General features: G+C 55.9%; 20 protein-coding genes and 1 tRNA gene. 13 read left to right on the top strand and 8 right to left on the bottom strand.

Features of this window, described 5'->3' with window-relative positions; all coding sequences use genetic code 11:
* The first annotated feature begins 11 nt into the window (after positions 1 to 11).
* The 5 genes from KSS96_RS19805 to KSS96_RS19785 all read left to right on the top strand — a co-directional run bounded on the left by KSS96_RS19805 (position 12) and on the right by KSS96_RS19785 (position 4,733).
* Positions 12 to 908: a LysR family transcriptional regulator gene (locus tag KSS96_RS19805; protein WP_065877741.1), complete on the top strand. Its 897-nt coding sequence runs from the start codon at positions 12 to 14 to the stop codon at positions 906 to 908.
* 60 nt (positions 909 to 968) lie between these two features.
* Positions 969 to 1,044: transfer RNA gene (locus tag KSS96_RS19800), tRNA-Asn, on the top strand.
* Between the two features lie 162 nt (positions 1,045 to 1,206).
* Complete coding sequence (locus KSS96_RS19795) at positions 1,207 to 2,529, top strand: tyrosine-type recombinase/integrase (protein WP_217855252.1); 1,323 nt, start codon at positions 1,207 to 1,209, stop codon at positions 2,527 to 2,529.
* 909 nt (positions 2,530 to 3,438) lie between these two features.
* Positions 3,439 to 4,419 carry an integrase domain-containing protein gene (locus KSS96_RS19790; RefSeq protein WP_217855250.1) on the top strand — a complete coding sequence of 327 codons (981 nt, stop codon included), beginning with the start codon at positions 3,439 to 3,441 and terminating at the stop codon, positions 4,417 to 4,419.
* The gene (locus KSS96_RS19785) at positions 4,416 to 4,733 is read left to right on the top strand and encodes a hypothetical protein (protein WP_217855248.1); all 318 of its coding nucleotides are present in this window, start codon (positions 4,416 to 4,418) and stop codon (positions 4,731 to 4,733) included. The genes KSS96_RS19790 and KSS96_RS19785 overlap by 4 nt, the downstream gene beginning before the upstream one ends.
* A gap of 116 nt (positions 4,734 to 4,849) precedes the next feature.
* On the opposite strand, the gene KSS96_RS19780 is transcribed toward KSS96_RS19785, so the two are convergent.
* Together KSS96_RS19780 and KSS96_RS19775 are read right to left on the bottom strand one after the other, a co-directional pair.
* Positions 4,850 to 5,485 (bottom strand): hypothetical protein, encoded by a 636-nt coding sequence (locus KSS96_RS19780; protein ID WP_225913344.1) that lies wholly within the window; start codon positions 5,483 to 5,485, stop codon positions 4,850 to 4,852.
* Between the two features lie 251 nt (positions 5,486 to 5,736).
* Positions 5,737 to 6,705: a DUF4145 domain-containing protein gene (locus tag KSS96_RS19775; protein ID WP_217855244.1), complete on the bottom strand. Its 969-nt coding sequence runs from the start codon at positions 6,703 to 6,705 to the stop codon at positions 5,737 to 5,739.
* A gap of 445 nt (positions 6,706 to 7,150) precedes the next feature.
* On the opposite strand from KSS96_RS19775, the gene KSS96_RS19770 reads away from it, so the two are divergent.
* The 4 genes from KSS96_RS19770 to KSS96_RS19755 all read left to right on the top strand — a co-directional run bounded on the left by KSS96_RS19770 (position 7,151) and on the right by KSS96_RS19755 (position 11,523).
* Complete coding sequence (locus tag KSS96_RS19770) at positions 7,151 to 7,888, top strand: hypothetical protein (protein WP_217855243.1); 738 nt, start codon at positions 7,151 to 7,153, stop codon at positions 7,886 to 7,888.
* A 256-nt stretch (positions 7,889 to 8,144) separates the two neighbouring features.
* Positions 8,145 to 9,134, top strand: a complete 990-nt coding sequence (locus KSS96_RS19765; RefSeq protein WP_217855241.1) for a hypothetical protein — start codon at positions 8,145 to 8,147, stop codon at positions 9,132 to 9,134.
* Between the two features lie 450 nt (positions 9,135 to 9,584).
* On the top strand, positions 9,585 to 10,421 hold the full coding sequence (locus KSS96_RS19760) for a hypothetical protein (RefSeq protein WP_217855240.1): 837 nt from the start codon (positions 9,585 to 9,587) through the stop codon (positions 10,419 to 10,421).
* Positions 10,422 to 10,770: 349 nt separating this feature from the next.
* On the top strand, positions 10,771 to 11,523 hold the full coding sequence (locus tag KSS96_RS19755) for a ParA family protein (protein ID WP_065877739.1): 753 nt from the start codon (positions 10,771 to 10,773) through the stop codon (positions 11,521 to 11,523).
* Positions 11,524 to 11,567: 44 nt separating this feature from the next.
* On the opposite strand, the gene KSS96_RS19750 is transcribed toward KSS96_RS19755, so the two are convergent.
* Positions 11,568 to 12,329, bottom strand: coding sequence for an Abi family protein (locus KSS96_RS19750; RefSeq protein WP_225913298.1), 762 nt, complete (start codon positions 12,327 to 12,329; stop codon positions 11,568 to 11,570).
* A gap of 370 nt (positions 12,330 to 12,699) precedes the next feature.
* Here KSS96_RS19750 and KSS96_RS19745 point away from each other — a divergent pair.
* Positions 12,700 to 13,862 (top strand): IS3 family transposase gene (locus KSS96_RS19745; protein ID WP_217854995.1). Its coding sequence is split into 2 segments (ribosomal slippage): positions 12,700 to 12,955 and positions 12,955 to 13,862, totalling 1,164 coding nucleotides; the frame shifts between segments, so codons are not numbered across the junction.
* Positions 13,863 to 14,240: 378 nt separating this feature from the next.
* Here KSS96_RS19745 and KSS96_RS19740 read toward each other — a convergent pair.
* Complete coding sequence (locus KSS96_RS19740; protein WP_017527752.1) at positions 14,241 to 15,053, bottom strand: DUF1206 domain-containing protein; 813 nt, start codon at positions 15,051 to 15,053, stop codon at positions 14,241 to 14,243.
* A 216-nt stretch (positions 15,054 to 15,269) separates the two neighbouring features.
* Positions 15,270 to 16,496: a benzoate/H(+) symporter BenE family transporter gene (locus KSS96_RS19735; protein ID WP_065877737.1), complete on the bottom strand. Its 1,227-nt coding sequence runs from the start codon at positions 16,494 to 16,496 to the stop codon at positions 15,270 to 15,272.
* Between the two features lie 95 nt (positions 16,497 to 16,591).
* Between KSS96_RS19735 and pdxR the strand changes: the two genes are divergently transcribed.
* The 3 genes from pdxR (at position 16,592) to KSS96_RS19720 (ending at position 20,466) form a co-directional block, all read left to right on the top strand.
* Entirely contained in the window at positions 16,592 to 18,091 is a 1,500-nt protein-coding gene (gene pdxR / locus KSS96_RS19730; RefSeq protein WP_065877735.1) for a MocR-like pyridoxine biosynthesis transcription factor PdxR, read from the top strand.
* A 168-nt stretch (positions 18,092 to 18,259) separates the two neighbouring features.
* Positions 18,260 to 19,363, top strand: coding sequence for a non-hydrolyzing UDP-N-acetylglucosamine 2-epimerase (wecB, locus tag KSS96_RS19725; RefSeq protein WP_304650857.1), 1,104 nt, complete (start codon positions 18,260 to 18,262; stop codon positions 19,361 to 19,363).
* Between the two features lie 284 nt (positions 19,364 to 19,647).
* The gene (locus tag KSS96_RS19720; RefSeq protein ID WP_223271397.1) at positions 19,648 to 20,466 is read left to right on the top strand and encodes a glycosyltransferase family protein; all 819 of its coding nucleotides are present in this window, start codon (positions 19,648 to 19,650) and stop codon (positions 20,464 to 20,466) included.
* A gap of 47 nt (positions 20,467 to 20,513) precedes the next feature.
* On the opposite strand, the gene KSS96_RS19715 is transcribed toward KSS96_RS19720, so the two are convergent.
* The 3 genes from KSS96_RS19715 to KSS96_RS19705 all read right to left on the bottom strand — a co-directional run bounded on the left by KSS96_RS19715 (position 20,514) and on the right by KSS96_RS19705 (position 25,738).
* Positions 20,514 to 22,427 carry a glycosyltransferase gene (locus KSS96_RS19715; RefSeq protein WP_225913297.1) on the bottom strand — a complete coding sequence of 638 codons (1,914 nt, stop codon included), beginning with the start codon at positions 22,425 to 22,427 and terminating at the stop codon, positions 20,514 to 20,516.
* Positions 22,428 to 22,584: 157 nt separating this feature from the next.
* Positions 22,585 to 23,562, bottom strand: coding sequence for a class I SAM-dependent methyltransferase (locus KSS96_RS19710; protein ID WP_223494586.1), 978 nt, complete (start codon positions 23,560 to 23,562; stop codon positions 22,585 to 22,587).
* Between the two features lie 19 nt (positions 23,563 to 23,581).
* Positions 23,582 to 25,738, bottom strand: coding sequence for a glycosyltransferase (locus tag KSS96_RS19705; RefSeq protein ID WP_065877729.1), 2,157 nt, complete (start codon positions 25,736 to 25,738; stop codon positions 23,582 to 23,584).
* Positions 25,739 to 25,747: the final 9 nt, after the last annotated feature.

Below are 25,747 nucleotides of genomic sequence, written 5' to 3'. Positions count from 1 at the left end.
AAGGAATACTGATGAACCTCAGAACATTGCGCGCCTTCGTCGAAGTCGTGCGCCAAGGCGGCTTCTCCCAGGCCGCCGAGGTGGTGTCCCTGACCCAATCGAGTGTGAGCAAGGCGGTCAAGACCCTGGAAGACGAACTGGGCACGCCGCTGCTCAGTCGCCTGGGGCATAAGAACGAACTCACCGCCGCCGGCGAAATCGCCTACAGCCGCGCTTTGGTCATGCTTGCTGAACATAACGACCTCGTCGCTCAAATCAATGACCTGCGCGGCCTCAAGCGCGGTGTGTTACGCATCGGCCTGCCGCCGGTGGGATGTGGCGTCGTGTTCGCGACGATGTTCGCCACCTACCGCAGCCGCTACCCGGACATCGACATCGAACTGACCGAATATGGCAGCAAAAAACTGCGTGAATGCCTGGACGCCGGGGAGGTCGACCTGGCGGCCCTCCTGCTGCCGATAGATGAAGGCTTCGACTATCAACCCGTGCGCAACGAACCGCTGATGGCCGTACTGCCCATCGGCCACCCGCTGGCCGCACGCGCGAGTATCGACTTCACTGACCTGGCGGATTCACCCTTTATCCTGTTCGAAGCCGGCTTTGCCCTGAACGCCAAGATCCTCAAAGCGTGCGAGCGCAAAGGCGTCATGCCGAAGATAACCGCCCGCAGCGGGCAGATCGACTTCATCGTCGACCTGGTGTCCGCCGGACTCGGCGTCGCCTTCCTGCCGCGCATGCTGGCCCACAAGCACCAACACGCTGGCATCGCCCTGATCCCCCTGGACGAACCCCACACCGACTGGCACATCGCCCTGGCCTGGCGCGCCAGCGCCCACCTGCCACCCGCCGCGCGGGCCTGGCTGGAATTGGCCAGGGAGCCGCAACGTTCGACCGGTCATCCGGATTAATCCGCCGAAATGCTGTGCAAAGCTTGACTTATCCTTTTCAATCAGTAACATACGGCGCATTCCGCGATAGCTCAGTTGGTAGAGCAAATGACTGTTAATCATTGGGTCCCTGGTTCGAGTCCAGGTCGTGGAGCCAGACAAGGTTCCAGAGAGGGCTTCCAAAATCTCTGAAACACCCGAAAAACCCGCCTTCTGGCGGGTTTTTTCGTTTTGGCGTTCCGTCGGATTCCGATGGGTACCAGCCGTTTTAAGGGTAGAGTTTGGGATAAAGGTCAGTTCGATTAAAGGGAGTACCCTTATGTCGCGCACCACTGCTCCACTCTCCGATTCCGCTTGCCGTTCGGCCAAGCCCGCAGACCGCGCCTACAAGCTTTTCGACGGCGACGGCCTTTACCTTCTAGTCCAACCCAATGGCCGCAAAGGCTGGCGTCTTAGATACGTTAAACCTGATGGCCGGGAAGGACTGACCTCTTTCGGCAACTACCCCATCGTTGGCCTCGCCGATGCGCGCCGCAAGCGCTTGGAGGTCAAGCGAATGCTGGCGGATGGAATTGACCCCATAGGAGCCAAGAACCAAGCCAAGACGGACGCTCTGATCAAAGGCCGCACCTTTGAAAGCGTTGCGCTGGACTGGCACACGGAAATGTCAGCCAAGTGGGCACCGGACTATTCCAAGACAGTGATGAGTCGCCTCAAAACCCACCTCTTCCCGCTGATCGGCGCCCGCGCCATTGTCGACCTAGACACCCACGACCTTATGCGGCCCCTGGAAGCGATCAAGAAGCGCGGAACGATAGACATTGCTTTAAGGGTACAAAACTACCTGCAGAGCATCATGCGCGAGGCAAAGCGCCTCCGGCTTATCACCGTAAACCCTGCTTACGATCTCGAAGGCTCGATCAAAGCCTCGCGGGTCGTCCACCGCCCCGCTTTATCCTTATCGCGCTTGCCTGAATTGCAGGAACGAATCGACACCTATAAAGGCCGCGCACTTACCCGGCTGACGGTCTTGCTGTCGCTGCACGTGTTTGTACGCTCCAGCGAGCTGCGCTTCGCCCGCTGGAGCGAGTTCGACCTCAAGCGTGGCGTCTGGGAAATACCCGACACGCGACCAGCATTGGAAGGCGTACCCTTTTCCACAAGGGGTACGAAGATGGCCGGCGATATCCATCTTGTACCCTTATCGCCGCAAGCGGTCGCTTTGCTCGAGCAGATCCAAGCAATCACAGGCAAATTTGACTTGGTGTTCGCAGGCGATACCAAGTCTTGGAAACCAATGTCCGAAAACACCGTGAACAGCGCGCTTCGGAAGATGGGGTACGACACCAAAACCGAGATCTGCGGCCATGGCTTTCGTTCGATGGCCTGCAGCGCACTGATCGAGTCGGGTTTGTGGACGGACACAGCCATCGAGCGGCAGATGAGCCACAAGGAACGCAACAACGTCCGAGCGGCCTACATCCACAAGGCCGAGTTCATCGAGGAGCGCAGGCTGATCATGAACTGGTGGAGTCGCTACCTTGAGGCTAATCAGCAGAAGCATGTCAGCCCACGCGAATTCGCCAATCAGACGGGTGCGAACGTCTCTCGACTAAATGCAAAACGTGGCGCAACTGAGTAAGCGCTCAGTTCTTTTATCTCAGTGATCCGCTTGTCCACGCGGGTCCATCCAAACAGGGCTGCAAAGCCGCCCTGTTTGGATGGACCTCACTTAAAAAATCTAAAGCCCACGCAATTGTCTGTGGAAAACCACTGATTTCCATTAGTGGATAATTTCATCCACAGCCGCAGAACTCCCGAAAATTCGAGCCTTGACCCGAATTCTCCACAGGCGTAGAAAAGGTCGGGCAAAGCGCTGTCGTTGACAGCAACCCAGGTAGCCAGAACCTTTAAGGCTACGCCACACCGTGGTGGTTCTCCCAAAGTGCGATTAGCGTCCGGCGGCTCGCACGGTCACAGCGATGTGATGGATGCCTACTTCTAGCAGAGTGCCCACTGCGGCAATTCACACCCCTTCCTAACTGTTCTGCAGCAACTTATCCACTTGGCCATTTCATGCGCCAACCTGCGCCCGTCTCTTTCTTTCGGAAAGAGACGGGCGCTCCTACCACTGCTGCAGCCCACCTCGTACAAGGCATTGCGGCATTTCCCCTCGTGACAATCGGCGTGACAAACACCGAAGTCACCCGCAACAGCGATGCAGATGATGGTGCCGCAGCCCACGGAATGGACTGCACCTGACTGACAGTCAGGTATGCCCCGGTCATTGCTTCACTGCCGTCACCCGACTCAGGATCTCGCGGCGCCAGTCTCGTCAACCAGCGCAGCCTCCACCCGCCCACTTCTTCGGAAGTGCTCAGGAGGCCAGATCATGAAATGCCCAAGCTCTCGGTCGTAAGGAGCCGCCAGTCTCGCGTTAGTGGACATCCCTCACAGGTCGCAGGAGCCTTGATCCCTGATAACACTCAACATCCTTGGCGGGATGACGTGGGGAAAGCTTCAAGGGTTTAGTTTCGAGAGGAGTTTGGTCATGGGATTGGTAGGTAGACGGGATGGGCGGAATTTTGGCTATGGCCGGCAACTGAGTTATGCCGGGCCACAGGCGTTGCGGGACATGTTTGGCGGCGGGCATTACGGCACGGTCAAGGCGCACAGTGATCGCTGGCAGGCGTTTGTACGCTGGTGTCGGTCGGAGGATGGACCTGGGTTTAACGATGCGCGACAAATTGATCGGCAGACCTTGCTGGACTACGCCGGACATCTGCGTCAGCACGTTGAACAAGGCGCTATAGGCATCACCACCGCGCAAAACCGGTTGTCCAGCGTGAACCGAACCATGGCTGCGCTTCGCGGTGATCAGTATGTGAAGGTCGTGAGTCCGAGCAAGGCGTTGGGAATGCGGCGCACCAGTGTTCGTCGCTCGGTACCGCAAGGCCAAGACCACGAACACGTGAAGCGGGTCGTAGACGTGCTCTGCGGACATCAGCTGTCGCGCGCCGCCGCCATCGCGCAGTTGGCCCGAGCAACCGGTATGCGCATGCGCGAGGCGATTTTGGCCGACCTTCCCCGACTGCAACGGGAAGCCGAGCAACTCGGCAAGATCAACATCCAGGACGGTACCAAAGGTGGCCGATCCGGCGCCTCGGCCCCTCGGTGGATCACGGGGGATGAGCACATCCGCGACGCACTGGCATTCGCCCTTCAAGTTTCGCCTGACGGTAGCCGTAACCTGCTTGCAGCGAATGAACGCTACCTCGATTTCCAACAGGTAATCGTTCGCCCCGCACGGGAGATTCTCCATACGCACAACCTCAAGGGCTTCCACGAATTGCGGGCGACCTATGCGTGCGAACGCTATGAGCAAATCACCCAGCATCTTGCGCCCATCAACGGTGGCAGTTGCTACCAGTTTGACAGACACCTCGATCAGGAGGCCCGAGCACAAATCAGCTATGAGCTGGGGCACGGTCGTATCGATGTAGTTTCGGCTTACATCGGGGCCCGAGCATGAGTAAGGCATTCGATATGGAGCTGTTCCTGGCCGGCGTCCTGACTGGATCTCATACCACACGCCAACGCCACCTGCGTCAGGCGAAGGCTATCCAAACAGCAATAGCTGATCGCTGGCAACGCGACAATCCATGGACTTGGCAGCAAAAGCATCTCACATGGTTCCTAAATCACCATGTGAACCAGCACGCTGAATCGACGCGCTATTACTATCTGCTGACCGTACACTTGCTTGCTCATCGCCTAGGAAAGCCCTGGCAGTTCAACCGCCAAGCGAAGGTCAACAACCGACCAAAAGCCGTCGCTTGTGCGTGACTGCTAACGACTATGCAGACGTTCAGAAGTAGCTACCTAACACTTAGATTATGCCAGGAGTGCAGGCACGGCCGGCATATCCATGGCGTGATGAACTCGATTCCTTGTTCAAAGTCTTATATCCACTCAGGTTCTGATACCACCCCCTTTGATAGGACGGCTAGCCAAGGCTGCGCAATTTTTTTACCCGCTATAGAGTGACGGTCAACTTCATGCCCGTACAACGCATCAAAGCCTAAATTTCTAGCTGTAATGCAAATTAATTCAATTAGGCCGCGAGTTGCATTGTGCCCGACTATTGCTGAAGCCACTTTTAGCGAAACATTTAGCCGCCTTGAGTGATTACTGATCATTTCATTCAAGTTATTCTCAAGTTGCGGGTCTGTAAAAGCCATTCTTAACACATCACCAGTTTTCCATCCGGCATGCCAGTAATCACGACCTACATTCAATGTTCTCGAGGCAATTTCATTTCGCATTACTGCTTTTCTTAATCTCTCTGAATCATCGTAGTTTTCTGTTGCATCGAGCACTCTGGAGTTAGAGTTCAGCGAGACTATCGCAATCTTTTCTCCAGCACCTCTAGCAAACTCAATGTTACTTGTAAAGAAAACAGCAGTATGAGGAACAAGTAAATTTTCCCCCGGCTTCATTGGCGGGGGGAACGTCCACGATTCAAAATTTTGTTTCGTCCCATGGTACCAACAAGGCGTATCAAGTCTTTCGTTAAGCTCAGGAGAAATGGCGCTCAACGTGGGTGTTTTTTTATCTATGAGGCAACAATTCTTAAATTTTCTACCGGATTCGCAAGAACATCGCAAGTTTCTGTTATTGGTCAAACTGAAAATTCCTTTTATTAGCGGCAGCTGCGCCTAAGATCGAAGTCAACAAAATTGCTACACAGCCATGGAGTTTATTTATACCTACCATAGAGAAAAGCGACGCTAGAAAGGCCTGCTGCCGAGTTCTGGCTGGCTTTGACACACAAAGCACAGGTACATACTCATTCATCGATCCTTAGAAACCCTTCAAAGTACCAGGTAGCGGTCATGCCCTGATGATTCAGTATTGAGTATATGCTGGCAAATATCTTTTCCCCTTCAGAAAGCTCCATCTCGAACAACTGAGAAACATCCTTGCTTGTGAGGTCAACAATGAAGGGGAGACCTGAGTTTGTGTGTGTGATAGTCATCTCATTCGGAGTTATCTGCAAGTCGATTTCATCAATACGAAAAATATCGACCTGGGTAATTTTTTGACCGGACCCAGCGATAGCTACATCTATATCTAGCTCCTCAGCCATGAAGTACCTCAGCTTCATGGTGAACTCTTCTTGGTTTAAAGTATCTCCAAATGATGTTCTATAGACTTGCTGCCTCGCAAAATCCTCAATGATCTTACTTATTAATTCACCCTTTTTGTATTTTGTATTCAAGACAGAAAATAATGCCTTATAGATCGACTTTAGCTTATTTAGACAAACAAGAGCTTCTGCATTGAGCTCGTTTCGATTTCTCGATTTAAAATCATCGTTAAAGTGAAGGCAGTCATTTCGAATTTTTCTTATAGCGTCAAAGTCGTCATGAGACTGCGGTGTTATTACACCTCTCTCCTTTAGTTTTTCAAGCCTCTTAAACTGAGTGATCTCCAGCAAATCTTTTTGATTATTGAGGTTTGCGAAATACTTGCAGAGATCCTCACTGGCAATCCCTGCCAGAGAAATCGTGCTGTAGAAGGCACCCAGAGAGTAGGTTAGCTCAGCCTCTTTTATAAGGCGAATAAAGTCACCTGCCTCCTCGACAATGCCTATGTTATCTATTTGCCACTTTCTTTCTGTAATACTATCTATCTCATTTTCAATCCAGGCTCTAAAAGAGTACTTGTATGCTGACTTGTCTCGTTCAACCAGTCTTGCAACATCATCCTTATCGGCATTTTTGTAATCAAATTTTGTGCAATCAAAATAGCGCATATTATTCCTTTCGCGTTCTACTTATGCATTGTGCAAGAAAGATACTCAGCAATAACTCTGTGAGGTCGGGCAGTTAAATAGTGGGCAGTTAAATTTTTTACAATTTTACCCAGCCTTTTTGCGAAAGTAGCAAAATGCCACTCAGGCGTCTACCATACGTTTTTTGAGCAATTGTTGTCTGTCTCGACCGACGGCTATAGGTCGACTGCCGCACGTGGAAATAGGCCGGAGTCGACCCAAGCGGCTAGTCGTGCGTCCCGTTACCAATGGGTGTCGAGGTCCTATTTTGCCTGTGACGCCAAACGGTACAATGGCTCAGTCCGACGTATTGCTTCACCGGCAGGTGAGCATTTTGACGGTAGGCATTCGAGCGCCACTATCGTCGTTTCGGACGCGAGTACTAAAAATGTGTCAGTGTTCTAAAGCACCGCAACAGGGAGCATTTGTGAACGATTTGTTGATCGAACCTGAAAGCCTAGCAGTATTGCGGCATCGCTGGGCGCGCTTGTTGGAAATTCATACGGCATATAAAGCATTTCTGCATGGTGAAGTACTGGTTGGCCCGAACAAATCTTGCCCTAATGAGGTTGTAGCTAATCAAACCACAGATACGTTGCTAACGATTTACTATTCGTATCTGTATAGCATGTTTGATGAGACAAAAAAGGCTACTAATTTTTTGACAATTACCAAAGAGCTACTATCTGAACTGTCGCAGGAGGCCAAAGATTCCTGGGGATATATCTCTGATTTGTGGAGTGAAAACAAAAAAGAAATAATGCTGCTGCGCCACAAAATAGGATTTCATGGGGAGCAAACTTATGACGCGCTGATTTTCGGCTACAAGCAGTACCATCAGATTAATCCGCTCATCCCCGAGCAACTTATGCTGTGGATGAAGGTTTTTTTTCGTTATGCGCATCTGGTTTATGCTACCGGAGAACCACTGGTCAATCCGCTATCCAAAGCGGATGCCGATGAAATGTTTAATTATGCAACCCACCGGCAGCAGGCATTAATTGTGCTTTTGACGTTAAATTCTGCGGAATTTATCGATTCCATTGCGAAAGAAAACGCACATCAGCTAGACGATAGGAAAGCGGTGATGAATTCAGTTATCGAAAAATTCAATGAAATCATCGGGCTTAATCCCAAGGGTAAATCTTCTGATACGATTTCGTAACAAGCATTAAGCACGCGCTCCAATGCGACGGCACATGAGCCAACATTATCAGATTTGACAATGTGAGCCTGCCCAAGCGGCCGAGTGTATCGGGGGCCCCGTCGATATCCTCCAACGCTTGTCTTGAGCAACCGGTTGAATCCACAGCCAAGAGCGGTCGCTCGCCCCCAAACCTTCAAAATTTCGTCTATCCGATTCGTTTCAAGGCGTGTGTTAGCCTGCAAGCCTAGATCAATCACCTACAGGGAGCTGTTTGATGCATTTCTTGGCACATGTAGCGGCGGAAATTAACAAAAAGTCAAAAACATATGAAGTTGGCAAGCTACAGAGTATTCGAAAAAAAATAAATAACCAATCGAGGCTTTCATCCAGTCAACTATTCGATCGAAGAACTGTATTTGAAGAATGGGGATGGCATTATGGGGGCAGGAAAGAGCTTCAGTTTAACATCGGTATTGAGGGCGACTTCCTCAGATACGGTGTCGCGTTTTCCCTGGAGTGCAGCCAGTCTCTTCCGAGTATAGAGATACTGATCCCCAAAATAGCGCTATTCAATGAGTATCTGAACGAATATTGCGAGAATTTTTCAGACTTGCGAATGTGGCACTACGAAGGCGATGGCCGAAGCACTGAGTACATGCCCTCGTCTATTCCTCAAGAGCGAGTAAGAGAAGGTGTTTTTATATTTCTTGGAGGGAGGTTGGAGAAGAGCAGTATTGATTATGGCCTGATATTGGAAACCCTTGATCGGCTGCTCCCAATCTATTTGTTCACGGAGGGTGGTCACCCCAGTGTAGCTATCAAAGAGAAGCTTTTCGATTTTAGGTTCAGCGCGGGCTGCACAAAAAAGCCATCAGTAACTTCAGGACTGTTAACTCAAAGAGAGCTGGATATTCGACTGAAACATAACGATTATCAGAGCAATCTGTGTAGCGAACTTTCAAATATATACGGAGAGGAAAACGTCGGCACCGAAATATATGCAAACGGGCTCAGCATAGACCTTGTAGTCAAACAAGGAGAGAGCTATTGGTTCTATGAAATAAAGACGGCATCCACTGCGAGAGCTTGCATTCGACAGGCACTGGGTCAAATATTGGAGTATTCATACTGGCCTGGCCATCAGCGTGCCGCGAAATTAGTTATCGTAGGCTCAACTGTGGCAAGCGCAGAAGAGATTAGATATATCGAGTATTTGCGCGACACATTTGGACTACCACTCGAATACCAAGCGATCGTTCATTAGCCGTCAACCAATCACAATACTATATTTTTTTATCGAAAATGAACGTTTTGGCTCGATTTCAGCCCTTCGCGACAGGCAGCAATCAGCCAAAAGGAGACATTCAGGTCCAGTCGTCTGTAAGCGCCTCAAAGCTGGTAGTCGAAAGTGTTTATGAAAACCTAGTCGATTCAGGGTGATTCATGACGGCTCTGCCAACTCGGCTCAATCCGCAGCGCGGCAGCCCGGCCCAACTGAGAACGCCCTGCGCTGGGCGTCGAGGTCGATCTGCAGCACGCGAATTGACGTAATGTATCCTTTCATGCACTCTCTAATTAAGGCAGTGACAGCTGCCTCGTGCTCGCCATGCTAAGTCGCCCCCAGCGGCACTGTTGAGTCACCCCTTTCTACGACTGAGTCCTTCAAGCTCAGTGACGGATGCGAGCTTCGTTTCATCTGAGCTAGGAGAACTCCATGTCTTCAGCTATTCGCAAGCCCACTAGCATCATCGGCATCAAGAAACTGGCCAGGGAAATCAAGAAAGATACCGGCCACTCTCAATTCGACTGTTTGAATTCCGCAGCCAAAGCCGCCGGCTTCCAGACTTACAACCATGCCTTCAACACGCTTAATATCCCCTCCCCTCAAACTTCACTATTTCAATACCAAGTAACTTTTACCGTTAAGTGGGAAAAGTTTGAGAGGGGTATTTTTAGATCAGGAGAGAAGTCGGCAACCGTCAGACTCCCAGCACCTTTCCCAGATCTTTTTGGGCTCAAAGATCGGCGTGGCTACCTGCGTGGGTTCCGGAAGGTCACTCGAGACCATTATCAGTACCACGAACCTCAATCTGAGGATTACGTTGCAGAACTCCTGGCTTATCGCGCCGCTCGAACTGTACGTTTTTCGGTGGCCACGGGACTTATGCCGATACAGTGGAAAGCCGAAGCGTTTCCGAGAACTGACTCCACCCTATCAGGGGAAGAATCGATAATCCCAATTCCTCGAAAAGATCACGTTGCCTGTTGGATCGACAAAGCGGGGTGCTTTGTCATCAGTGATGAACCCTATGCGGACAATCCATTGCCTGAGTTCACGTCCGCACGACAGGAGTGGTGCAAGGAGCATGGGTACCGGTCGGCTCTTCCCGCCTGGAAAGGAATTCACAATCCAGGATACGGTACTCGTATCTATCTGTTCTCTCGTGACGTGGACCTTGATCCTATCGTGACGGCACTCAACCAGCTTCCGCAGATTGGCACCGGTATGGATGTGGAGCTGCTTGAGCCTGAGTACCGAAAGAGCCATTAATCGATTTGGGAGAGCTTCTTCTCCCTCGTCGACTCTACTGGGCGATTGCTTGGACGTTTGATGATTTTGCGACAGCTTGCTGCTGCCGTGCTCATGGGGTATCGAAAGAATTCGCATAAAACATGGGATTGTTTAGGATAATCGTAGGGATAGAAATTTTAGAACTCAGCATAATTTCATTGTAAAACATGCGCTTACTTTTCTATTCGAGTCCAGGTCGTGGAGCCAGATAGGGAAAAGCCTGCAGCGATGCAGGCTTTTTTTTGCCTTGGATTTTCCGGGGTGATCAAAGCGCACAGCGTGACCTGCATGAAAGCATCTCAAATCCTACGATTCCGAGGTCAATATCATGAAAGTCACTGCGGTCGTTTCAACCAAAGGCGGGCCGGGTAAAACCACGGTTGGCGTCAATCTGGGCGCGTTCTGCGCCGATGCAGGGATCCGTACCCTGCTCATCGATCTGGATAACCAGCCGTCGCTGTCGTCGTTTTATGCGCTATCGCATGAGGCGCCTGGTGGCACCTATCCACTGATCGCGAATAACGAAACTCGGGCCGACCAGGTCATTTCGCGGACCTGCACTCCTAATCTCTCGCTGATCCACTCCAATGATCCGTTCAATCAGTTGGGAAATCTGTCGCGGCATGCTGCTGACAGGCGTCTTCGTCTCAAGAATCTGTTGCCTGCTTTCGAGCAGGACTTTGATCTGATTCTGATCGATACCCAAGGAGCTCGCTCCATCGTGCTGGAGATGGCCTTGCTTGGGGCACACATGGCGATTTCGCCCATCACCCCGGATATGCTGACTGCACGAGAGTTGCAGCGTGGGATGCTTCAGCTTTATCGAGACCTTGAGCCGTTGGCAGCACTGGGCGCAGTGACGCCAATGCTGAATGTCGTGATCAACAAGCTTGATGCAACCAATGATGCAAACCTGATTTATCACACGCTGACCGAAACCTTTGCTGATCATCCGAAGGTTCAGATGATCCAGACCACGATCCCGGCGGCAGTGAGTTTTCGTCGGGCTGCCACAGAAGGCATTCCTGCGCACCGCCTGGAATATCGCGTCCCTACTCACCGCCGTTCACCGGACGATTAAAGACGGGATTTCAGATGCCGAACAAGTGCCGCGGAAAACCATCTTCAGAAGGAAGCCCAAGGGACCCGAACGGGCACCCAGGAAGGTTCGGTTTTGGAATCTATGACATCCGCTACATGTCGGATCCAGTCTGAGCTTGGTCCGATACGCTGTACCAGGAACCAGATGATAGCGATCTGTCCATAAAGACGGGTGAGTGCACTGTGATCCAACTTCAACGTTTGGAAGTATGGCTCTGCAGCAAGGTCAGGGAGCGCATTCGCTGACACCTGGTTCCAAATACGACTGTGATGTGCACAGCGATTTCGAAGGGTGTTAATTTCTTGCAGCCAAAGCTTGAGTGTCCTGGTGTTCGAGACACCCAGGCGCTGTGCGATACGGTTTTGATGGTTGCCCTTGAGTATCTCGTAGTACTTGGAGAGCGTACCGAAGTCCCAGGCCTCAATGGCTACCCAGAAAGGAATCGCCTTGCGGTTTCGTTTGTGCCACTCAATGCAGTCCTCTTGGCTGCGGGCAACTAGACCGTTTTGTCTTTCAAGCCACTCTAACCAGGTGTTGCGTTGCCTTTTGCTTCTATCCGTCCAGTTTTGGGTCTGCTTTGGGACGATGAAACTGGGATCCGTATAGGCCAATGCCCCGTAATACCCGACTTCATGGGCAGTGACAGTTCGAACGTGGATCTCGATTCGCTCGATGGCATCAAGCATTAACTGGCGCAGCTTTTTGTCGAAAAGGTAAAGGCTAAACGCGTCGTCGAATGTGGTGTCTGGAAGGAAGGAGTTTTGTCGAAGGGGCTTTTGGGTCACCTAGCAGAGCACCACATTCTGCAGGTGGTCTCGTACAAAATCACGAGCCGGGAACCAGTAACCGCTCAGACGGTAGTAGCCTACCTGAGCGATTTTGCGTTCCGAACGGGCTGGGTTGGCGATGCCCATACCGCGTTCAATCAGTAACGCAACGAGGTCTGGGTAAGTCCGAAAGGGCTTCGGTGGCGAGAGCTGCTGCAACTTCCGTGTTCCATAAACAAGAAGGCCCGAACACAGAGCTGGACAAGCCAGCCCCAGAGGATCGGGCGCTATTGGGCCCAAATCTCGGCTATCAGCGTCTCAGTGTGTAGTGGTCTAATGAAACCGGACACCCATTTAGGCGAGAATGCTCGCCAGATCGAGGTGTCAGATGACCAAACAACGCCGCTCCTTTACTCCTGAATTCAAACGCGAGGCTGCCGACCTCGTGCTCAAACAAAACTACAGCTACATCGAAGCCAGCCGTTCACTCGGCATTGGTGAGTCGGCATTGCGCCGCTGGGTTGACCAGATTCAGAAAGAACATAAAGGCATCACCCCGCAGAGCAAGGCTCTGACTCCGGAACAGCAAAAAATTCAGGAGCTGGAAGCCCGGATTGCTCGGCTTGAGCGAGAGAAATCAATACTAAAAAAGGCTACCGCGCTCTTGATGTCGGAAGATCACGAGCGTTCGCGCTGATTGACCAGTTGAGTGCACATGAGCCGGTTGATTGGCTGTGCAAGGTGTTTGACGTCACGCGCTCGTGTTACTACGCCCAGCGCCTGCGGCGCCGCACGCCCGATGTTGAACGGCTTCGATTGCGAAGTCGCGTCAGTGAGCTGTTCTCGCAAAGTCGCAGCTCTGCGGGCAGTCGCAGCATCTTGTCGCTGATGCGTGAAGACGGTGAGCAACTCGGTCGATTCAAAGTGCGTAGCTTGATGCGCGAGCTTGATTTAGTCAGCAAACAACCTGGCTCCCATGCCTACAAACGAGCAACAGTAGAAAGACTGGATATCCCGAACACATTGAACCGCGAGTTCGACGTGCCAGCGCCCAATCAAGTCTGGTGCGGCGATATCACCTACATTTGGGCGCAAGGAAAGTGGCATTACCTGGCTGTCGTCCTGGATCTTTGTACGCGTCGGATCGTGGGCTGGGCGCTGTCGGAAAAGCCAGACGCTGAGCTGGTGATCAAAGCGCTGGATATGGCTTACGAGCAGCGTGGCAGGCCTTCGGATCTGCTATTCCACTCGGACCAGGGATCGCAATATGCAAGCCGACTCTTTCGCCAGCGGTTGTGGCGATACCGCATGCGCCAGAGCATGAGCCGACGAGGAAACTGCTGGGATAACGCACCGATGGAGCGCGTATTTCGCAGCTTGAAAACAGAATGGATACCGACCGTGGGCTATCGAACTGCGCAGGAAGCACAGCGCGATATCAGCCATTTTTTGATGCATCGCTATAACTGGATTAGGCCTCATCAATTCAACGATGGGTTGGCCCCAGCGCGGTCCGAGGAAAAACTTAACGTCGTGTCCGGGATTAGTTGACCACTACAATGTCAATCGACTGGCAGCGTGCGTGAGTAGGCTGAGTGTATAGGACTATCAGAGCCTGAAAGCTTTGGCGAATTTATGAATTTGTCACTTTTGATTAATCTTGAGTGGGCTGGAGAAGGGCGGAGCTTCTGCTCTACCGGGCGGAGGTGTTCTGGTGCCGGTACAGGTTCCGACCGCGCCGGTTGGAATGCATCACTGGCCGCATGTTTACGTGGACATTCTGCGATTTAAACACAGAGGTCACGGGTCCGTGAGCTGACTGTTGCCGCCTCCTTTTCCTACAAGTCATTGCTTTGCCACGCTTTGACAACCCAATCCAGCCCGACTAACTTTCGTGATCCGAACGGGCTTGTACGGCGATGGCTGGCACTAGGGTCTCGGTATTCCCGGCACATCCATGTTGATCTTGCGCCAGAAGGCTTGCGAGAAGCTATAAACCGAGAAAGCTATCAGCCCTGATGCCATCACCATCAAAATCAACCAACCAGCGGGTAGGTTTTGCAGCGCGTTCAGTGCTTCCTTCATCCCCGGTGGGTCCATGGCTTGATAAGTGGAGCCGCTGATTGCCAGCAGCAGCGCAATCTCTATAAACACGACCCCACGGGCAACTAGACCGAATCGAGATACAGGGCGGACATACCGCATGACGTCTTCATCGGCCTCAAAATATTTCTCGAACGACGCCTTCCATCCCTTGATGATGTGAGCAATACCGACGCCCAGCGGAATGAGTGCGATCAGGTACAGCATCAAATTCGAGTGATCCCAAGACAAGACATGCGCCAGCCAGTCTTTGGACTGCCCACCGGAATGACCCGAACGTTCAATGCCGCTAATGAGCAGGCCCAATGCAAAGAACGCTAGAGCGCCGTTGACCAGACCTCCCGCCAACAGGCCTGCACGAATCACCAGGCCTTTGAGTGCTTTGCCGTGATGATCGACATCACGCGTAGCTTGCAGCACGCGCCACGCCGCAAATGCGAGCAGACCCGCCACCACCAGCCCCACTAAAAAATAGCCAAATGGTTGGCTTAGCAGTGCTTCCAGGCTCTTATGGCTGTCTTTGGGTTTTGTCGAATCCTGCGCTGCCAGCAGTGCGAAGAGACCGATGATCAAATAAAGCAGCCCCCGAGCGGCGTAGCCTCCCCGAGCAAGTATCACTAGGCTATGTTGCGCGGACATTCGATGTATTCCCAGGTTCTGATAAAGGAGCAGACCCTTCTCGTTGGGCTGGGTTCTATTTTCCAGTCGATGACTGTGATGTGTGATCCGGCTGCGGCAGTCGAGCCTGGCGTGCCGCCAACGTGCGTTAACCTGCCGGATACCAGGAAGGCCACATCAAGCAGACCTCTATGGCTACCCGTCTCAACGCACTGCGTTGCACCGACCTCTGCTATTTCACCCGCGCGTTGGCGCAGCATCGGAACCCGCCTCGCGACGTGGCAAGCGGCCGTTGAGCACGGCATACGCCACCAGCCCGATCAACAACCCCCAGAACGCCCCGCCGATGCCGAACACGGTAATGTTGGCGGCAGCCGCCAGGAAGGTTATCAGCGCGGCTTCGCGGGATTTGGCGTCGACCATGGCGCCGGCCAGGCTGCCGCCGAGGGTGCCCAGCAGGGCGAGCCCGGCCAGGGTTGTGATGAAGGCGGCCGGGAAGACCATGAACACCGCGGCGAGGGTCACGCCGAAAATCCCCACCAGAATATAAAACACGCCTGCGGCGATGCCGGCGATCCAGCGCTTGGAGGGTTCTTCGTGCGCCTCCTTGCCGGTGCAGATAGCCGCTGTAATCGCTGCGATGTTGAACGCGTGGGAGCCAAACGGTGCCATCAGCAAGGAACCCAGCCCGGTGAGGGCCACGATTGGATTGGCGCTGGTGCGGAACCCATCGTTGCGCAGTACCAGCATGCCAGGCATGTATTGGCCGGTCAGGGTGATCAGAAACAGCGGCAACGCGACGCTGAGCAAGGCATTGAGCGAGAACTCAGGCCGGGTGAACACGGGGGCTGCAAACTGCAACCCAAGCCCTGACACATCGAAACGTCCCTGAATCAGCAAAACGACCAGGCCCAGCGCCAGCACGCCCACCACTGCGTAGCGCGCGGTAAAGCGTTTGAGCAGCAGGTAAGCAACAATCAGCACCCCGACCAGCGTCGGCTCGACGCTCATGCCGCCAAAGGCGCCGATGCCGAACTGCAACAGGATGCCGGCCAGCAGCCCTGCGGCCACGCCTGGCGGGATCAGGCGGATGACTTTCTCGAAATAGCCCGACACGCCCAACAGCACGAAGGCCGCGCCCGAAATCATGTACGCGCCCACCGCCTCGGCATAGGGCGTGGTGGCCAGGGCGACGACCAGGAACGCCGCCGCAGGCGTCGACCAGGCGGTGATGATCGGTTCGCGCGCGACCCAACTGAGCAACAGCCCGGTCACCCCCACGCCAATCGATACGGACCACACCCACGAAGCGGTCAACTCAGGGCTCAGCCCCGCGACCTTGGCCGCCTGGAACACCAGGATGAAGGTACCGCCATAGTTGACGATGACCGAGATCAGCGCGGCGACAATCGGATGGATAAGATCCCTGAGGCGAACAGATGAGTTGGCGGGTGACGAAGACATGGCGTTACGTTGCTCCTTGCAAATGGCGATGAGCAAAGTCTACGGATAAACTGGCCTGTCATTTACGGCCAATTTATTCACGCAGGGCAGACCGCATGGCAAATACGTTCGAACTCGAAACGTTGCAGATACGCCTCAACGATGACGAGTTTCAGAGGCTGGACTTGCATCAGCGGATCCAGCGCGCCCTGCGTGCCTTGATCCTTGAAGGTGCCCTCGGCCCAGGCCTGAAGTTGCCGGCGTCCAGGGTCCTGGCCAAGACGCTCGGCGTGGCCCGCGACACGGTCGAGAACGCTTATGTGCATTTGCACCGTGACGGTTTCATCGTGCGGCGCGAGGGCTCGGGCAGCTACGTATCCGCGGCGGTCGGCGCCGAATTGCGCGGGGCTGCGCGCCGGCGCACGAACGTGCAAGGCGCCCCGCACAGCGAGGCGCCGCCGGGGGCGGGCCTGAGCCAGCGCGGGCGGATGATTTTCAACAGCGGTGGCGTTAACGATCAACAAGTCATCAAGGCATTTGCCACCGGGTTGCCGGAAACCCGAACCTTCCCCACCCGGATATGGGAGCGCCTGCAACGCCAGGTCACGAAGGATTACCAGGCCAATGTCCTGCTGCATGGCGACCCCCAAGGCGCCGAGCCTCTGCGCAAGGCAATCGCCACGTACCTGAACCTTGAGCGCGGGGCCAAATGCTCGCCTGAGCAGATCCTGGTGTTAAGCAGCACGCGCCAAGCCCTGTTCCTGTGCGCCCAGTTGCTGGTGGACGCCGGCAAACCGATCCTGCTGGAAAACCCGGGCTACTTCGGTGCCAAAAAGGCCTTTGAAACCGCCGAGGCCAACGTGGTGCCCATCGATGTCGATGCTCAGGGCATACGCACGGACCTGCTGCGGGCCGATCGCAGCGGTGCCAATTGCGTCTATGTAACGCCCTCGCATCAATACCCCACCGGTGCGACCTTACCGCTGGAGCGTCGACTCGAGCTGATCAACTGGGCGACCGAGCATGGCAAGTGGATCATCGAGGACGACTACGACAGCGAGTTCCACTACGACGGGCTGCCGATTGCGTGCGTGCAGGGCCTGGACAACGATCAACGCACGATCTACCTCGGTACCTTCAGCAAAACCCTGTATCCGGGGTTGCGTATCGGCTACATGGTGCTGCCTCTTGAGTTGGTCAAAGCCTTCACCTACGCACGCAGCATCATGGACGGCCACACACCGCAGAGCCTTCAACTGACCCTGGCGCGCTTCATGGAAGACGGCCATTACAACGCGCATGTCCGCGCCATGCGCAAACTCTACGCCGCGCGCCGTGCAGCCATGCTGGATGCGATCGGCCGGCACCTTGGCGCAATTGTCACGGCCTTAAGCCCCCAGGGCGGGCTGCAGATTCCCTGTTTGCTGGCCGAGGGTTGGTCGGAAGAAAACACCATCCGCCAGGCTGCCCGCGTGGGCGTGCAACTGCCCGGCCTCAGTCGGCTCTATGCCGGCGTAGAGAAAAAACACGGTTGGCTATTGGGATACTCGTCCCTGACCGCCCATGAAATCGAAGTCGCCATGCAGCGCCTGGCCGGTGCGCTGAGCAAAAAATAGGGCAACCTTTCCGATCTGGGAAAGCGCGTCGCGCTATCGGGCAGGAAGCGCGTTCTGTGTCTATGCTGCTTAAGCACAGCGGAATGTGCGTGCAATGGCTTGAATTCAGTTGAGTCACGAACCTCAGCAGTTATTCAGCTACTCCCTGAATATGGAAATAGGCTCGACGTGTCTCTGAAAAAAATCTTGTGTGTTGTCGGGACTCGTCCCGAAGCGATCAAAATGGCCCCGGTTATTTTAGCCCTGAAAAAAGAACGTTGGGTGGATGTGCGTGTACTTGCCACGGCGCAACACCGTCATCTGCTGGACCAGATCCTGGTGTCTTTCGGGATCGAACCCGACATCGACCTGGACGCGATGCGGCCCAATCAGACCCTCACCAGCTTGATCGCCCATTTGTTGCTCGACCTGGACACCGTGCTCCTGCAAGAGCGGCCCGATGCCGTTTTGGCACAGGGCGATACCACGTCGGTGCTGGCCTGCGCCTTGGCCTGTTTTTATCACCGTATACCGGTGGGTCATGTTGAGGCCGGCCTGCGCACCTGGGATATGCAACAGCCGTTTCCAGAGGAAGCCAACCGTGTGATGACCGGCAGGTTGGTGCGTTGGCACTTTGCACCGACGGCAAGCGCCCGGCAAAACCTGTTGAAAGAGGGCGTCTGCGCTGCAGATATTGTGGTCACCGGCAACACGGTGATTGATGCCCTGCTCACGGCAGCGGCCAGGGCGCCGGCGCTCAACCTTGATCTTGACCCCAGCCGACGCCTGGTGCTGGTGACCTCTCACCGCAGGGAACATTTCGGCGCGCCGTTTCTCGATATTTGCCGGGCATTGCGTACCCTGGCCGAGCGCAACCCTGAGGTGCAGTTCCTGTACCCCGTGCATCCGAACCCGAATATCAAGGAGGTCGCGCATGCGTGTTTGGCCGGGATACCCAATTTCAGGCTCTGCGCGCCGCTCGATTACACGACCTTCATCGCCGCCATGCAAGCCGCCTATCTGATCCTGACCGACTCGGGCGGGGTGCAGGAAGAAGCCCCGGCACTGGGTAAGCCTGTACTGGTCATGCGGGATGAAACCGAGCGACCCGAGGCGGTTGAACAGGGGTGCGTAAAACTGATTGGTACGAACGGCGATCACATTATTGAGGCCGTGCAGCACCTGCTTGATGATGAATCGGCCTATCGGGCCATGGCGCTCGGCATTTCGCCCTATGGCGACGGGCAGGCGGCCGGACGTATCGTCAACGCCCTGCGCGAGCACTTTGTTTGAACCGCGTAGTCATCCTTTCGCCGCTACCCTGGGAGAGCTTCGCTCAGCGGCCACATAAGTTTGTCGACTGGCTTCACCGCCGCACGGGCGTGTCGGTGCTATGGGTGGACCCTTACCCCACGCGGCTGCCCAAGTGGAGCGATCTGCGGCGTCTGCGCGCATCCCCAGTTGTTCAGCCACCCAGCCCAACGCCCGCCTGGCTCACGGTTTTGAAGCCGGGCGGGTTGCCCATTGAGCCGCTACTGGGGGCAGGCTGGGTAAACCGTTTTGTGTGGCGGCATGCCTTGAGCTTGATCGAAGGTTTCGCGCGCGAGGCGCCCACCTTGCTGGTGGTCGGCAAGCCGTCGGCGCTGGCGGGGTTGCTGTTGCAGCGTCTGCCGCATTGCCCGTCGCTGTATGACGCCATGGACGATTTTCCGGCGTTCTACACCGGTTTTTCGCGCGCGTCCCTGGCGCGATGGGAGCGGTTGATCGCTCAGCGAGTGGATGTCATCTGGGCGTCGAGCTCTGGCATTAATGCGCAATGGCGCGGTTATCGGGACGATGTGCACCTGGTGCATAACGGTCTGGATCTGGCGGCAGTGCTCGGCATACAACCTGCGCCGACGTCCTCCACGCGAAAGGTGTTCGGCTATGTGGGCACGATGGCCTTCTGGTTTGACTGGGGCTGGGTAGCCGCCTTGGCCCTGGCCAGGCCCCACGACGAAATCCGCTTGATCGGCCCCGTGTTCGAGCCGGCCGCCCATCAGCTACCCCCTAACGTCGTCTTGCTGCCCGCCTGTGATCATGGCGCGGCACTGCAAGCCATGGCTGAGTTCGACGTGGGGTTGATCCCCTTCAAACCGAACGTACTCACCGCCTCTGTCGACCCCATCAAATATTACGAATACCGCGCCCTGGCGTTGCCCGTGATCTCCACCGACTTTGGCGAAATGCACTGCCGCTCAGACCTGCCAGGTGTGTTTATCAGTCATTCGCTGACCGATCTTGCGGCGCTGGCCGAGGCAGCCTTGTGCTGTGAACGTGACGCGGATGAGGCCCATGCGTTTGCCTTGCAACACTCTTGGGAGGCGCGTTTTGATGCCACTAAACTTCATTCATGAGCGCGACGTTGCCGCAGGCCAGTGGTGCGCGCAACGTCGTCGCGGCCTTATTCATGTTGATGGGGCACCCATGGGCCCCATTTGGCCTCGTAGATCGCTTTGTTTTTCTCGAACAGTGCCTGGCGTTCGCTCTGGTTTATTTGCCCGAACGAGGCCGACAGCTGGTGATGAATGAACACATCGCGCGCGCATGCGCAGGCGAGGCCGGCGTGTTCGACACGTCGGCAGTAATCGTCATCTTCGAAAAAGCCTCGGCCATACACCTCGTCGAGCGGGCCGATTTGCGTGTAGGTACTGCGCCGCATCATCACGCAGAAGAACGCCAGGGTCGGCTGCCGGACACGCTCGCCAAGGTGCCGGCAGGTAAAGCGTCGAGCCGCTTGCGGCATCTGCGCCAGGCTGGTGTAGGTGACATCAACCTTGGCTTGATTGCCGATATTATTGGTCACCGGGCCAATCAGGCCGAGTTCAGGGTTACGTTGCAAATGCCGCTGCAAGGTACTCGCCCAGCCTGAAGTCACCTGGGTGTCGTTGTTGAGCAGCACCAGATAATCGCCGGTGGCGACCGCCAACCCCTGGTTATTGGCTGCCGCGAAGCCTCGGTTGTCCGGGTTGAGGATGACCCTGTGCCCGCTGTCGGCGGCCCACTGCGCCAGGAAGTCCGCGGTGGCGTCGCTGGAGGCATTGTCCACCACGATAATCTGCAGCGCGATGCCTTCGCGGTGGCGCTCAAGGCTTTCGAGGCAGGCGCGGGTCAATGCCAGGTTGTTATAGGTCACGACGATCACGCTGACCCGCGCGGCGTGGTCGCGGTGTTCGGCCAGGGTGATGAGCGCATCGGCGCGGTGCGTCCAGGTTTGTTGAGCCGCGAACGCCTGTCGTTGAGCGAGGTGTTCGGCGGTGGAGGGTGCCAGTGCCTGGGTGATCGCGGCAATAAACCCAGGCGTATCCCTGGCGACCTGCACCAGCGCGCCAAATTGCTGCATTTCCGGCAGGTCCACCGAAACCACCGGTTTGCCGGCGCTCAAGTACTCGTAAACCTTTACCGGGTTGGTGGCGAGCGTCAGCGGCGTCACGCGAAACGGCACGATGCACACGTCGAAACCATGCGCGTAATAGGGCAGGGCGCCATAGGGCACTTCGCCCATGAACTCGACGTTCGGGCAGCCGCGCAAGCGTGCCTGCACCCCGGCCGTATCGGCACCGATCAGCAGCACCACATGCTGTGCAAAGGCCTCGGCGATGCTGGCTACCAGTTCGGCGTCGAACCAACCGGCAATGGCGCCGTAATAGCCGATCACCCGGCGTTGCAGGCGATCCCGATAGACCGACGCCGGGGGGCTGGAAAAATGCGCGAAGTCAGCCGCGTTACGGACGATAGCGCTGGGTTCGTGTGGCTGGGCCGGCCATTGCCGGGCCAGCCAGTCGGAGGTAAACAGCCGGAGGTCGGCGTCGCGCACCAGTCGCCGCTCAAGCTGCAGGATGTCCGGGGCGTTGTCGTCGAACCCTTGGTGATGGTCCATGCAATCGTAGATCAATCGACTGTCGGGCAATTCACCGGCGATGTCGCACCAGAAGGGATGTTGCACCAATGAAATAACACGGGTAGATCCGGACCACAGCAGCACCTCACCGATACTGCGCAGCAATTGGTGAACCTGCGCCGCGTTTGGGGCACCGGCGTAGATACGCGGCGCGCCATGGGCGAACAGGCTGACCTGGAACAGCCGGCCCTGTTCATCCAGCGGCGCCAGTTCAAAGCCGGCATGGCGCGCATCGATCAACGACGACGACACGTAGATCACCCGGCGCCCCGTGGCGCCCAGTGCCTGGGCCAGTTGTTGCGGGCGTTGGTGGCGCAAGTCCCAGTCGATGGCGCCCCAGATGATGTAGTCGGCCAGCCCTGCCTGTTGGGGCTGCGGCACCGGTGAGGGGCTGATAAAGGTTTGTCCTGCGTTCATGGCATTTCGTATGGCGCGCACAGCGCCCAGCAACACCCGTCGATAAATCGCGGCGAGCAGCTTTTTTATACTGGCCGGCAACGGCAGCCGATGGTATGCCGCGCGCCAGCGGCTAAGCCGCGAGGGGCGTCGATCGATCAGCATGGCGCGGGCCGTTTCATGCGGTTTTCCCCGGCGATGCGGCGACCACCACGAAGTCACTTTTCAGCGTGCCCGACTCGATAAGGCCGTCCTCGATGTCGAACAACATTTGCAGCACCCTGAGCGACTGTGGATTATCCGGCGTGAAGTTGCCGGCGATGCCGTGCAGCAGAAATTGCAGGAGCGAGCCGCCGCAGCGGTTCAGCGCGCGAATCTCGAAGTGCTCCTGCACCACGCGCAAAATGTCGGCGGAGCGCACGGCTTCCGAGGGGTCGACCTTCACCACTTCGATGGGGTCGGGTAATGGCACGGCCTGTTGCACCTGGCCGTAGGAACCCTTGACGAATGAGCGGCGAAACGGTTCTGGAATCAAGCCGAACGCATGGCTGATGGCCGCACATTGTTGCGCATCAAAGGCAAAGTGATTGGCCCCGACGTACTCATTGAAAAACAGCCAGCCACCGGGCTTCAGGCTGTGGCGAACCCGTTGGCAGACGATTTCCAGTTCGCGGATGTGGTGCAGCGAGCCATTGAACCAGACCGCGTCGTAGCAGTTGCCGGGCAGGTCCGTCTGTTCGATGTCGCACAATGAATAGTTGATGCTCGACGCGCCGATCGCCAGCGCCTCGGTTCTGGCAACGTCGAGTGCGCCAGGCGCTATGTCCACGGCATCGCACTGCTCGAAGGCGTTGAGCTTGTAGAGCTCTCGCTCCAGGGTGCCGGTGCCGCAACCGATACTCAGCATCCGCGCGCCGGAAACCGAGTGGCCCAAAAACTCCTTGAGGCAGTACTGCACCCAGCCAGGGTGGCCGCTGCCGGCAGTCGCTTTGTGCTGATGGCGCTGTTGTACGGCGGGGACCGCGAGCCAATACACATCCGCGGAAAATGCGTCGGAGCCGGCCATGTTCTCCGACCAATGATCGGCGGTGACTTGCTTGTCGGCGCTGACCGCTTCCGGCTGGGCGTTGAGCTTTTTCATGATTCGCTTGAACACGATGTCATCCTCCGGTTGGTCAGCGCGCGCGCGATTGCAGGCGGGGTTCAGGGCGCTTCCATTTACCCCACTTGCTCTCGAAATAGGCCTGGTTCTTGTCCCACAGCGCCTGGTATTCACCGCTGGCGATCAGCTTCTTGAACGAGGCCTGCCCATAGTGATGAATGTATGCATCCTGGGCGCAAACCGTCCTCAGCCCGGCCGCCTGGATGCGCCGGCTGTAGTCGTCATCTTCAAACATACCGATGCCGAATGCTTCGTCCAGCAGGCCTATGCGCTCGAACACCTCGCGGCGCATGGCCACGCAGAACATGGCGAGCATGCTGATATCGAAGGTGCGGCCGCGGTGCCGTGCGACATGGCGGTCGGCGAAGGCTTCCATGTGTTCAAGGTCAACATAGTCGACGTCCACCTTGGCTTCGTTGCCGACCGCGTTCGTCATCGGGCCGACCAGGCCAATTTGCGGGTCTTGCAGGTGGCGCAACAAGGGGTCGATCCACCCCTTGGGTAGCACGGTATCGTTATTGAGCAGCACCAGGCAGTCACCGGTTGCCAGGCGCAGCCCCTGGTTGTTCGCGGCGGCGAAGCCGAGGTTGCGGTCATTGAGCACGACGGTGACATTCGCCTGGGTGCGGCTCAGGTAACGCAGGTAGTTGCGCGTATCGTCCGAAGAGGCGTTGTCGACGATGATCAATTCGTAGTTGGGGTAGGTGGTATTGCGCAACAGGCTCTGGATGCAGCCTTGGGTCAGCTCGACGTTGTTGTAGGTGACCACGATGATCGACACTTTCGCATGCAAGGCCGTCAGCGCGTTCAGATTGGTTTCGAAGCGATGATGCCAGTCATTGGCGCTGGCGAGCGCCACGCGTTCGGTGGCGGCGCGGGTGTCGGTCTCGTTCAGGGCGCACTCAATCTGTTCGATGAAGGCCCGCGGTTCGCTGGCGAAATAAACGAAGTCCTGGTAGATCTTCATTTCTTCCAGCGGCACCGATACCACCGGTTTGCCTGCGCTGATGAATTCGTAGAACTTCACCGGGTCGACCGCATGGGTCACGTTATACAAGCGGAACGGGATCAGGCAGGCATTGAAGTGGTACAGGTACAACGGCATCTGCGCATAGGGCTTCCTGCCGAGCAAATGCACGTTGGGCAGGCGGTCCAGCCCGGCCAGGTCTTTGACGAACAGGTCGCCGATCAATACGAAGTTCCAGTCCGGCCGCTGCCGGGCGATGGCCGCGATCAACGGCAGGTCCACCCATTCGGCCAGGCCGCCATAAAAGCCGATCAAAGGCCGCTTGATGTCCGCCAGCAGGTTGTTGGGCACGCAGTTGCGTTCGAAGAACTCAAAATCCACGCCGTTGCGCAGCAGCAGGCAGTTGTCGCTCGCGGTGGCCCATTTTTCCTGGAGCAAGGCCGCGGTGACCGTCATCAAATCGGCCTGCTTGACCAGGGTTTGTTCTTCTTCGAGCAAGACCTCGCCGATACCCGGGAAGCCAACCCAGTCATCCATGCAGTCGTACTGAATTTTCCAGCCGTGATCGTTGCGCAGTTGGTACGCGAGCGGGGCCCAGAAGGCCAGGTGAATCACTGAAACCGCAGTCTTTATACGCAGGTCCCTGGCCAGCGCATCGATCGCCTTTGTGTAGCCCCGCAGGGTGTTTTCAGTGAGGCGTTGGTTGTAGCAGTCCACGAACTCATCGCGCCGCAACGCAACCTCGAACACGCCAGGCGCCACTTCTACGCTGCTGTAGGCATGCCCAGGCTCGGCGCTGCGGGAGGGGACGATGTAGAAGACACGGTAGCCATGCCGGGCAAACTGGCTCATCAGTTGCTGAGGGCGCTGAAAGCGTGCGGCCCAGTCGATATTGGCAAAACAGAGAATGTCGAAGCGGGCCTCTGTCGGCGATTCGTCCGGCAAGGATGGCTGGGTAGCTTTCGCGATGGGACTTAAGGGGAGATCTTCAGCACGCAGGAATTCCAGGGTGTCGGGTTCGGTGTGCCTGGATTTGTACTTGAGCCAATGCAGCAGCGTGCGCAAGGGGCGGGTAATGCGCCATGAGCGGGTATTTTTCAGCATTGCGATGTAGGCAATCGCCGCGTCTCGTTCCCTGATGGCCGCATCGCGTTCTACCCGTGCGTTTTCGCGCTCAAGTGTGGCCAGATTGTCCTTGTCCATGGGGGCGTC

The sequence above is a fragment of the Pseudomonas asgharzadehiana genome (genome assembly GCF_019139815.1).
GTDB classification, from domain to species: Bacteria; Pseudomonadota; Gammaproteobacteria; order Pseudomonadales; family Pseudomonadaceae; genus Aquipseudomonas; species Aquipseudomonas asgharzadehiana.
The sequence above is the reverse complement of the archived record's forward strand: the minus strand, read 5'-3'. Positions and strand labels throughout refer to the sequence as shown.